Origin of the sequence: Streptomyces sp. NPDC002884 (assembly GCF_040295245.1) — a bacterium.
In the GTDB taxonomy this organism is placed as follows: Bacteria; Actinomycetota; Actinomycetes; order Streptomycetales; family Streptomycetaceae; genus Streptomyces.
Window position 1 is genome coordinate 115,631 of record NZ_JBEOVB010000007.1, and the last position, 10,358, is coordinate 125,988.

Annotated in this window: 8 protein-coding genes and 1 pseudogene; 6 read left to right on the plus strand and 3 right to left on the minus strand. The window is 72.9% G+C overall.

All coding sequences use genetic code 11. The features are described 5' to 3' along the window. Window positions 1-212: 212 nt before the first annotated feature. Complete coding sequence (locus ABT070_RS17075; RefSeq protein ID WP_351761441.1) at window positions 213-1,340, minus strand: MFS transporter; 1,128 nt, start codon at window positions 1,338-1,340, stop codon at window positions 213-215. 613 nt (window positions 1,341-1,953) lie between these two features. Between ABT070_RS17075 and ABT070_RS17080 the strand changes: the two genes are divergently transcribed. Further along, window positions 1,954-3,390 (plus strand): acyltransferase family protein, encoded by a 1,437-nt coding sequence (locus tag ABT070_RS17080; RefSeq protein ID WP_351760854.1) that lies wholly within the window; start codon window positions 1,954-1,956, stop codon window positions 3,388-3,390. 364 nt (window positions 3,391-3,754) lie between these two features. Here ABT070_RS17080 and ku read toward each other — a convergent pair whose 3' ends face one another. Then, window positions 3,755-4,924: a non-homologous end joining protein Ku gene (gene ku / locus ABT070_RS17085; protein ID WP_351760857.1), complete on the minus strand. Its 1,170-nt coding sequence runs from the start codon at window positions 4,922-4,924 to the stop codon at window positions 3,755-3,757. 55 nt (window positions 4,925-4,979) lie between these two features. Between ku and ligD the strand changes: the two genes are divergently transcribed. Then, on the plus strand, window positions 4,980-5,861 hold the full coding sequence (ligD, locus tag ABT070_RS17090) for a non-homologous end-joining DNA ligase (protein ID WP_351760860.1): 882 nt from the start codon (window positions 4,980-4,982) through the stop codon (window positions 5,859-5,861). Window positions 5,862-6,194: 333 nt separating this feature from the next. Here the strand turns inward: ligD and ABT070_RS17095 are convergent, their stop codons facing one another. Next, window positions 6,195-6,998: a nuclease-related domain-containing protein gene (locus tag ABT070_RS17095; RefSeq protein ID WP_351760862.1), complete on the minus strand. Its 804-nt coding sequence runs from the start codon at window positions 6,996-6,998 to the stop codon at window positions 6,195-6,197. A 111-nt stretch (window positions 6,999-7,109) separates the two neighbouring features. On the opposite strand from ABT070_RS17095, the gene ABT070_RS17100 reads away from it, so the two are divergent. From ABT070_RS17100 to ABT070_RS17115, 4 genes and pseudogenes are all read left to right on the plus strand, one after another. Beyond that, a complete protein-coding gene (locus tag ABT070_RS17100; RefSeq protein WP_351760863.1) occupies window positions 7,110-7,619 on the plus strand; it encodes a protein-tyrosine phosphatase family protein in 510 nt (169 codons plus the stop codon). 246 nt (window positions 7,620-7,865) lie between these two features. Next, a complete protein-coding gene (locus ABT070_RS17105; protein WP_351761443.1) occupies window positions 7,866-8,654 on the plus strand; it encodes a hypothetical protein in 789 nt (262 codons plus the stop codon). Beyond that, on the plus strand, window positions 8,651-9,955 hold the full coding sequence (locus ABT070_RS17110; RefSeq protein ID WP_351760866.1) for an ATP-binding protein: 1,305 nt from the start codon (window positions 8,651-8,653) through the stop codon (window positions 9,953-9,955). The genes ABT070_RS17105 and ABT070_RS17110 overlap by 4 nt, the downstream gene beginning before the upstream one ends. Window positions 9,956-10,025: 70 nt before the next feature. Beyond that, window positions 10,026-10,358 (plus strand): annotated as a pseudogene (locus ABT070_RS17115) (hypothetical protein); the annotation flags it as partial.

The following is a 10,358-nucleotide window of genomic DNA, read 5'->3' on the forward strand; positions in this document are numbered from 1 at the left end:
TGCGGTGCTGGTGCGTTGCAGCGCCGGCGTGGGTGCGGGTGTGGGTGCGGGCGCTTCGGGATGGCTTCTCGGCGGGGTGGGCGTGCGGGTGCCCGCTGTGGCTCGGATGCCTGCGGGCGGACGAGGGCGTCGGTCGCCTCGCCCCGGGCCACCGGTGCCGCGGGGCGGCTCGGGGCGGGTCGGGTCGGGGGCTCAGGGCGGCGGCGGGGTGCTCATCGCGCGGACTTCGGGTGTGTCGCCCGGGTCAGCCAGAGGGTGGCCGCGAGGCAGACGGCGGAGACCGCGGCGAGGAGGAGCGGGACCGCTCGGACACCGGACCACTCGATGACCTTGCCGAGGGCCGGGCCCGCCGCGACACCGCCCAGCATGGACGCGGCGATGACGACCGCGCCGGCCCGGCGGGCGTGCGGGGCGGCCCGGTGCAGCCAGGGCAGTCCGGTGGGGAAGATCGGTGCGATGAAGAGGCCCACACCCGCGTAGGCGAAGGGCGCCAGGTCCGGTACGGCCGCCAGCAGGAGGCAGCCGGTCATCCCCGCGCAGGAGACCGTGATGATGGTCTGGGCGGAGAAGCGCAGCGCGATCGGGGCGACCAGGAAACGGCCGACGGTCATCATCAGCCAGTAGACGGAGGTCGCGGTGGCGGCTACGCCGGCGCTGTGACCGACGGTCTCCAGGTGCGTGGGTTCCCAGCCGCCGACACCCGCCTCGATGCCGACGTGCAGGACGTAGAGGGTGACGAAGACGGCGAGGACGGACCGCAGGGCGCGGCCGGCCGGCGTGGACGTGCCGGTGGACGTCCCGGTGGACGTGGGGTGCTGCGAGGGCTGCGGCGGCCGCGGGGGGCTGTCGCGTACGCCGCGCAGGCAGAACAGCAGGGGCAGGTTGGCGAGCGCGAAGACCAGGAAGACGACGGGGTAGTGCTCGGCGCCCACCACCCCGATCAGGACCGGGCCGAGGATCGCGCCGATGCCGAAGTGGGCGTTGAGGACGTTGAGCATCGCGGTGGAACGGTGGCCGAAGCCGACCGCGAAGAGTTGGTTGAGGCCGTAGTCGATACCGCCGAAGCCGAACCCCGCGAGGAACGCCGCGGTGAGGGCGAGGGGCCAGTTCGGCGCGACCGCGAAGCCCGCCGAGCCGACGGCCATCAGCAGGTACGAGGCGGCGAGGATCCGCCGGTTGCCGGTACGGCCGTACAGCCGGTCGAAGAGGAGGACTCCGGCGACCCCGCCGACGAAGTGCGCGCTGAGCCCGAGCCCAGCGGCGGAGGGCGAGAGTCCGAACTCCTCGCGCAGGGCCGGGATCGCGGGGCCGTAGAACGCCTGGAGAGCGCCGATGAGCATGAAGCCGACGCAGGAGGCGACCACGGCGGACGTGGTGAAGACGGGGCCGGGGGCGGCGCTGGTGCCGACGCCGACGGTGGTGCCGGTGGCTGCGCCGACGGTGGTGCCCGCGCTGGGGCCGACAGGGGTGCCGGTGACGGTCTCGGTGCCGTCGGTGGGGTCCGGCGCAGGTGAGCCGGCCTGGGTGCGCTGCGCCGTGGGGTGGTCGGTCACGCGGACTCCAGAGAGCGGACGGCCCACCTCTGCGTGGGCGTGCGGGTGATGCTCCGACGGACAACGATGTTACCGGTAACATTCAGAGCGTCAAGATGCCCGACGCGTAGTCGACGCTCTTGGACTTCGGCTCTGCGGGCGTTGTCAGTGGTGGCTGTCAGCATGGGGACCTGGTCGAAACGGGTGGCGTCGAGTGGCGTGGCCTCCTGCCGCGGCGGAGCGGGGAGGGGCGCACGCGAGGGGACGCCGACGCGCGGTGGCGGTGCGGCACTCCCCTCGACGCCACCTGGCAGCGGGCCACCCGGTGGCGACGGGCCGACGGGTGTCGCCCCGGGAACGGGTTGGTTGCGACAAGGACTAGTCGCCGTAGGGGAGTTGGGGGGCGGGCAGCATGCGACGTATGAGCCGAGACCGGTACGTCGACTTCCTGCGGGCCTGGGCGATCCTGCTCGTCGTGCTGGGGCACTGGCTGATCACCGGGCTGATCCGGCATCCGGACGGCGAGATCACCGCCCCGGAACTGCTGGCGACCCTGCCCTGGACGCAGTGGCTGACCCTGGGTTTCCAGATCATGCCGCTGTTCTTCCTCGCCGGTGGGCATGCCGCCGGAGGCTCCTGGGCGCGGGCTCGGGCCGCCGGCGGGACCCCGGCGGGATGGGTGGGGCAGCGGGCGGTACGGCTGCTGCTGCCGACGGCCGTGTACAGCGGCCTCGTGCTGATCGCCGTCGGGGCGTGCTCCGCGCTCGGCGTGGACCGCGCGACCCTGGCGCTGGTGGGGTGGGCGATGGCCATGCAGTTCTGGTTCCTGCCGGTCTATCTGCTGCTCAGCGCCCTGACGCCGGTCCTGTACTCCCTTCACGAACGGTGGGGTGTGCGCGTCCCGGTGGGCATGGGCGTGGTCGGGTTCGGTGTCGGCGCACTCATGGCGGCGGGCGACGCGTCCGCGCGCGGCGCGGTCGTCGAGACGATCGGGGCGCTCAACTACCTGCTCGTGTGGGGTGTCGTCTACCAGCTCGGTCTCTGCTGGCGGGACGGGTTGCTGGGCGGCGACGGTCGGGCGGCGCGAGCGCCCGTCCGGGCTCTGGCCATGGCGGTCGGGGGCGGGCTGGGGTTCGCCCTGCTGGTCGGGCCCGGGCCGTTTCCCGTCAGTCTGATCCTGGTGACCGGACAGGAGTTGAGCAACACCGATCCTCCGTCGGCGGCCATGCTGGCGTGGAGCCTGGCCCAGGTGGGAGTGGCCCTGCTGGTCGCCCCTGCCGTACGACGGGTGCTGGAGCGGGCCCGGGTGCGGCGGGCGGTACGGGTGCTGGGGGCCGGCAGCATGGCGCTCTACCTCTGGCACATGGTGCCGGTGCTGATCGTCGCCGCCGCGTTCTATCTGACCGGCCTCGCTCCCGAGCCCCGCTACGGCTCGGCGGCCTGGTGGGCACTGCGGGTGCCGTGGCTGCTGGTGCTGGCGTGCCTCCTGGCGGGGGTGGTGTGGGCGCTGCGGCCACTGGAGCGGGGGCTGGCCTCCGTGGACGTACGCGTACGGCCCGGCGCGGGGATCCGGGGGCCGGCGGCCTGGCGGATATGGGCCGGGCTCGGCGTGAGCGTCTGGGCGCTGACGTATTTCGCGGGGCACGGGTTCGCGTACGGCGGCGAGTTCCCGGTGTGGCCGGCCGTGGGGCTGGCGGCGGGCACGCTGTGCGTGGCCTTCCCTCGCGGGAGACATGGGAGCGACGGAAGCGGCGGGAGCCGCGGGAGCCTTCCCCCTGCGGGGCGAGGGGACGTTCGAGTCGGACAGCCTCTCCCAGGCCCCCTCGACGAGCGTGCCGCCGGACAAGTCGGTGGGTGACACGGGGAAGCCGGACGGTTCCGGCGGACCGGATGAGCCGCGTGGGCCGGACGGTCCAGGGGTCGGACGAGTCAGGTGCCGGACGAGCCAGGGGGCTGGACGAGCCACGGATGCTGGGCGGGCCCAGCGGGCCGGGTGAGTCGGGTGAGTCGGGTGAGTCGGGTGAGCCTTGTAGGCCGGGCGAGTTGAGGCGGCCGGTGAGGCGAGTGAGCCGGGTGAGCCTTGTAGGTGGGGCAGGTCGCGTCGGCCGGTGAGCCGGGTGAGCCTTGCAGGCCGGGCAGGCCGCGTCGGCCGATGGGCCGGGTGAGCCTTGCAGGGCGGGCGGATCGCGTCGGCCGGTGGGGCGAGTGAGCCGGGGGCGGTGTCAGGCCGTGCGTTTGCGGGCTGTCGCCTTCTTCGCGGCGGACTTCTTCGCCGTCGCGCTCTTTGCCGTCGTCTTCTTCGCGGCGGACTTCTTGGCCGTGGTCTTCGTTGACGCCGTGGTCTTCGTCGCCGCCGTGTCCTTCGCTTCGGCGGTGGTCTTCGACGCCGTCGTCTTCTTCGCCGGCTGCGTCGACTTCGCCGTCTTCGCCGTCGACTTCCTCGGGGTCGCCGTGGACTTCCTCGCCGTCGCCGTCGACGTCGACTTCTTGCCGCCCGTCCCCTTGGGCGCCGTACGGGCCGACCTGCGCTGCGAGAGGTGTCTGACCTCGGCGCCCGACTCCGTCTCCCGGCCCGTCTCCTCCTCCGTCCCCGAGGAGGCCTTCTCCGGTTCCTCGCCGCGCGACTGCTTCGCCGCGCGCACGCTCTTCTCCAGGGCCGCCATCAGGTCCAGCACCTTGCCGCTGGGCGGCGCGGCCGGGGCCTCGGGGGGTGTCTCGCCGGCCGCCTTCGCCGCCACGACCTCCTCCACCGCCTCGCGGTACTCGTCGTGCAGGTCGTCCAGGTCGACCTCGCCGAGGGTGTCCATCAGGGCGTCCGCGAGGTCGAGTTCCTTGTCGCGGACGGTGACCGAGGTGTCCGGGGCCACGCCTTCCGGCGCGCGGACCTCGTCCGGCCAGAGCAGGCCGTGCATGGCGATCGCCTCGCCGACCACGCGGAGCATCCCGAGGCGTTCGCGGCCACGCAGGGCGTACTTGGCGATCGCCACCTTGTGGCTGCGCTTCAGCGCCTCCCTGAGCAGCGTGTACGGCTTGGCCGCCGGGGCGCCGCCGGCCTGGAGGTAGTAGGCGGCGTCCATCTGGAGCGGGTCGATCCGGTCGGCCGGGACGAAGGCCACGATCTCGATGGTCCTGGCGGTCGGGAGCGGCAGGTGGGACAGGTCCTCTTCGGTGATCGGGATGATCGTGCCGTCCGCGTCCTCGTACCCCTTGCCGATCTCCGCCGAGCTCACCTCGCGGTCCTCCAGCTCGCACACCTTGCGGTAGCGGATGCGGCCGCCGTCCTCCGTGTGGATCTGGCGGAAGGAGATCGAGTGGCTCTCGGTGGCGTTCACCAGCTTGATCGGGATGCTGACGAGGCCGAAGGAGATGGCGCCGTTCCAAATGGATCTCACGTGCAGCGCCCTCCTGGATGAGCCTTATGTGATGGTTTCATGTGATTCTCATCGTATGACGCCGATCACGGAGGTGGAGGGGAGACGGCTCGCGCTCAGCAATCTGGAGAAGGTGCTGTATCCGGCGACCGGCTTCACCAAGGGCGAGGTACTGCACTACTACGCGACCGTCGCCGACGCCCTGCTCCCCCATCTGCGTGACCGGCCGCTGTCCTTCCTGCGCTACCCGGACGGGCCCGACGGGCAGATCTTCTTCGCCAAGAACGTGCCGCCGGGGACGCCCGAATGGGTCACCACCGCCGAGGTGCCCCGGTCTGAGGGGCCCGCCCGGATGGTGGTCGTGCAGGATCTGGCGACTCTGGTCTGGGCGGCGAACCTCGTCACGGAGTTCCATACGCCCCAGTGGGTGATCCAGGATCCCGAGATCGCCGACCGGCTCGTCCTCGACCTCGATCCCGGCACGCCCGCGACCGTCGTCGAGTGCTGCGAGGTCGCGGTGTGGCTGCGGGAGCGGCTGGCGGCGGACGGGATCGAGGCGTTGCCGAAGACGTCCGGGTCGAAGGGGCTGCATCTGCTGGCGGCGGTGCGGGGGGCCTCCTCCGAACGGGTCACGGAGTACGCGAAGCAGCTGGCCGTGGAGGCGGAGGGGGCGATGCCCCGGCTGGTGCTGCACCGGATGACGCGGAGTCTGCGGCCGGGGAAGGTGTTCGTGGACTGGAGTCAGAACGCGGCACGGAAGACGACCGCGACGCCGTACACCTTGCGGGCACGGGCCGAGCCGACCGTGTCGGCGCCGGTCACCTGGGAGGAGGTCGAGGAGTGCCGGTCCGCCGGGACGCTCACGTTCTCGGCCTCCGACATCGCTCCGCGGGTTCAGGACTTCGGGGATCTGCTGGCGCCGCTGCTCGACGCGGGGCGGGCGGGAACGTTGCCGTGAGCCGGCTCTCCGGCCCACCGCCTTTCCTCACCCCGCCGGGCACACTCCCGCCCCTTCCCCGTCCGGCACACTCCCGTTTCTCGCCTCGCCCGGCACACTCCCGCTCCTTCCCCGTCCGGCACACTCCTGTTTCTCGCCCTGTCCGGCACACTCCCGTTCTCGCCTCGCCCGGCACACTCCCGCTCCTTCCCTGTCCGGCACACTCCTGTTTCTCGCCCCGTCCGGCACGCTCCCGTTCTCGCCCCCGGACGGCAGGCCAGGGAGGCGGCCCCGGACGGCGGGCCGGAAAGGCACCCCCGGACGGGTCGGCGGTGCGCACCGGTACCTGCCGTGTCACACCCTCGCCCACGTCCCCCGGTCGCGGGCCATCGCGTGCAGGGCTTCCACGTCGGCCGGCTTCAGTACACCGCCGAGCCGGGCCAGGTCGGCGAGGTCGGTGTCGTTCAGGACGCGGACCTCGCGCGGGGGGACGGTGACCGAGACGTCCGTCGGGCCGACCAGGGCCAGTACGGGGCGGACCTCCGCCGTCAGGGCGTGGGACGCGCGGTCGGCGTCGGCGCGCACCCGGCGCAGCAGCGGCTCCGGGTCCCGGCGGCCCAGGCCGACCAGGGGGTCGGAGATCCGGACCCGATGCTTGCGGGCGTACAGCGTGTGGATCGCGAACAGGCCCGCCGGGCCGATGGCCAGATGGTGGACGCGGTCCCCGCCGGGGAGGGGCAGGGAGTGCAGGGTGTGCCAGCCGGCGCCGTCGAGCCGGTCCAGTGCCACGCCGACGGTCTGCTCGGCCTCCAGCGCGCGGCGGCGCGGGTCGGTCCGGAGGCGGCGGGCGGGGCCCGGGTCGCGGTCCAGGTCGATCAGGAGGGCCTCGCCGGGGCGGTTGGGGGCCAGGTCGTCGTCCGGGTGGAGGGAGAGCCGGGCCAGTTCGGCGGGTGTGGGGACCGGGGGCGGGCCGACCGTGACCGGGCCGGTGATGAAGGGGCCGAGGGCCTCGAGGACGTCCTCTCTGCGGCTCTCCCCGATCAGGTTGATCCTGGCCGCCTCACGGTCGTACCAGGCGATGTTCCTGCCGTCCGTGAGACATACGTAGAGCCGCTCCTGGCCATGTCGCCGGGTCGGTATGACGCGCAGTCCGTTCATGCACCATCACCCCACGACCATGGGAACAGGAGGGGCGCTCCGGGGGCAAGAAGGCGGTTACCTTCGAGGGGAGTTGGGCAGGGACTGGGCAGTGCGTTTGGGGAGGCGCCGTTGCGGACCCGCAGGAAGCAACTCGACGTACCGCCTCCGGACCGTCCGTGGAGCGAGATCGTGCCCGGCCTGTGGATGGGCGGGCACGAGTTCCGGGGACGCTCCGGGGAAGTGGAACTCGCCGTGGTGCGGGGCGAGTTCGATCTCGTCCAGACGCTGACACGGGCCCGGCAGGGACATGGGCCCGATCCCGGGGTGCAGCATCATGTGTGGCCGATTCCCGACGGTCCGCTGGACGGGACCCAGCTCGCCGGGGTGATCCGGCTGGCCCGGGCCGCGGGAGACGCGATGGACGACGGCCGGACGGTCCTCGTCCGCTGCTACAGCGGCTACAACCGCTCGGGCCTGGTCATCGCCCACACTCTGGTGCGCCGGGGGCACTCGACCGAGGAGGCGATCCGGCTGATACGGTCGCGGCGCTCTCCGTGGGCTCTGCACAACGAGTTGTTCGTGGAGTACCTGCGGGCGGGGCTGCCGACGGCCAGGCTCCTGGAGGAACTGGCCGAATAATCGTTTCGCCATGGCCGGGACCCCGGCACCTCCCACGCACCCCCACCCCTGGCCCACCAGTACGCAAAACGGACTTCCTTACGAATAAGGTGTACGGGCCTGACACCGTCGTATCGCCAGAGGAGTCACAGGAGTCCCGTGCCCCGCCGTCGCACCTCCCGCACCTCCGTCACCTCCGTCACCTCCCGCACCTCTCGCCCCTCCGTCACCTCCCGCGCGTCTCGTCCTTCTCGTGCCGCCCGGGGTGTGCTGGCCGCCGTCACCGTCGCCCTGCTGGCCTCGGTGGCCGTGGGGTGCGGCGACGCGGGTGAGCTTCAGGGCGCCGGGGCGACACCGACCGCGATCAGCCCGGACAAGCTGTGGCCGGATCTGACCCCCGCCTCCAGTCCGGCCTTCGACATCGGCGAGGTGGACACCGAGGTGGTGAAGGGCGTCACGGTGCCCGGCGGCGACATCCGCAAGGTGGACCCGGTGGCGGTCGTCCGCGCGGAGATCGCCGCGCATCCGGGCGACTACGGACCGGGGTCCTACGACGAGACGGCCCGCCGGATGGCCGACTGCGGCAAGGGCGGGGCGGCGGGGAGCCGGTGCCCCGTGCTCGAGGCGTACTACCGGGACCTCACCGGTGACGGCCGCGCCGACCTGACGCTGGGCTTCCGGCAACTGCCCGGCAATCTGACCGCCGTCCGGGTCTACACCGCGCGCAAGGACAGACTCGTCCAGGTCATGGCCTACGAGGACGCCGTGAGCGGGGTCGAGCTGGCCGGACGGTCCGTGATCATCCGGGCCCCCTCGGAGGTCGCGGGCTACGAGTACCGCCTCCAGTGGACCTGGGACCAGCAGCAGCGGGCGATGCTGCTCACCCACGACGAGATGCTGCGCATCGGGGGCCGCAAGCACTCACCCCGGCCTTCCGCGTCCCCGACCCCATCCACCTCCTCCTCCGCCTCCGCCTCCTCCTCCGCTTCCGCCGCCTCTTCTTCCACCTCCACCTCCACCTCCGCCCCCTCCTCCGCGTCGGCGAGCGGCCGATGAGGCTCGCGTTCCCCTCGTGGGCCGGCACGCTCGCCGTGAAGGCCGCCGTCTTCATCACGGTGATGTGCTGTGCGCTGGCCGCACTCCTCGGCGTGCTGGTGCACGTCTCGGTGACGAACCAGACCGTCGGACAGGCCCGCGACCTCGCGCTCTCCCGGCTGAAGGACGCGACGGCGGCGTTCGAGGCCGGGGACACCCTGGCGTGGGGCGCGCGCCTCGATCCGCCGGGACTGCCCGCGTCGCTGCGGGCGCTGGCCGTGGCCGGCGAGCGCGGCACGATGGTCGCCGACCACGAGGGGCGCCCGACGATGTGGGCGGCCGGCCCCGCCGACGGTGCGCGGGCCCTCGCGGTCCCGGTCGACTACTCGCAGAGCGCCCGCACCATCGAGGCCCTCGACACCGCGATCCTGTGGTCGTCGGTCCTGGCCATCGGCGCGACGCTGCTGGTCGGCGCCGTCGCGGTCACCCGGGTGACCCGGCGGCTGCACACCACCGCGCAGGTGGCCCGGCGGATCACCGCCGGCGACCTGGACGCGCGCGTGGACGACCCCCGCACGAAGGAGCCGGGCCGGCCGCAGGACGAGGTGGGAGCCGTCGCCGTCGCGCTGGACTCCATGGCCTCCTCGCTCCAGGGCAAGCTGCTGAGCGAGCAGCGGTTCACCGCCGACGTGGCGCACGAGCTGCGCACGCCGCTGACCGGGCTGCACGCGGCGGCGGAACTGCTGCCGCCGGGACGGCCGACCGAGCTGGTCCGCGACCGGGTGGCGGCGCTTCGCACGCTGACGGAGGACCTGCTGGAGATCTCCCGCCTGGACACCGGGCGGGAGCGGCTGGAGCTGGACGCCGAGGAGTTGGGCGCGCTGGTGGCCCGGGTGATACGGACGGCGGAGGCTTCGGACACCTCCGGGGCCTCGGCGACCGGCACCGAAGTGACGGTGGTCCGGGACGCGCGGGTGGAGACCGACCGGCGACGCCTGGAGCGGGTGCTGGGGAATCTGCTGGCCAACGCGCACCGGCACGGGCGGTCGCCCGTCGTCCTGACGGTGGACGGGCCCGTGGTCACCGTGCGGGACCACGGGGACGGCTATCCGGAGTACCTCGTCACGCACGGGCCGCAGCGGTTCCGTACCGAGGGCGGGGCCAGGGGACACGGGCTCGGGCTGACAATCGCGGTCGGACAGGCGGAGGTGCTGGGCGCTCGGCTGACGTTCACCAACGCCTCGGACGGCGGTGCGGTGGCGACACTGACGCTCCCTCAGACGCCTCCTGCGGGGAGCGGCCTCCCCGATGGCGCAGCGTGACGGGCGGCTCGCGCGAACCGCTCCTAATGTGGCGATTAGTCAGCTTCACCCTCTTCATGGAGGTATCGCCATGCCCCTGCGCACCGCTCTCACCCGCATCGCCATACTCACCGCAGCCGGCACCCTCGCCGCCACGGCGGCCGTCGCCCCGGCGCTCGCCGACGACTGGGACGGCGACGGCCTCACCTCCCAGGACGACGGCTCGTCCGACTGGCTGAACCAGGGCGGCGACGGCTTCGAGGGCACCCAGAACCAGGGGGGCGGAGGCGGCCAGGGCAATCAGAACGGCCAGGGCAGCCACAACCAGGGCGGGGGCCAGGGCAACCAGGGCGGCGGTCAGGGCAACCAGAACCAGGGCGGGGGCCAGGGCAACCAAGGCGGGGGCCAGGGCAACCAGAACCAA

Bases quoted from the DNA above. Each gene is read 5' to 3' on its own strand.
- ABT070_RS17095 (WP_351760862.1), bottom strand. From the start codon at position 6,998: ATGAACGGACTGCGCGTCATACCGACCCGGCGACATGGCCAGGAGCGG.
- ABT070_RS17075 (WP_351761441.1), bottom strand. From the start codon at position 1,340: ATGCTCATCGGCGCTCTCCAGGCGTTCTACGGCCCCGCGATCCCGGCC.
- ABT070_RS17080 (WP_351760854.1), top strand. From the start codon at position 1,954: ATGAGCCGAGACCGGTACGTCGACTTCCTGCGGGCCTGGGCGATCCTG.
- ABT070_RS17110 (WP_351760866.1), top strand. From the start codon at position 8,651: ATGAGGCTCGCGTTCCCCTCGTGGGCCGGCACGCTCGCCGTGAAGGCC.
- ligD (WP_351760860.1), top strand. From the start codon at position 4,980: ATGACGCCGATCACGGAGGTGGAGGGGAGACGGCTCGCGCTCAGCAAT.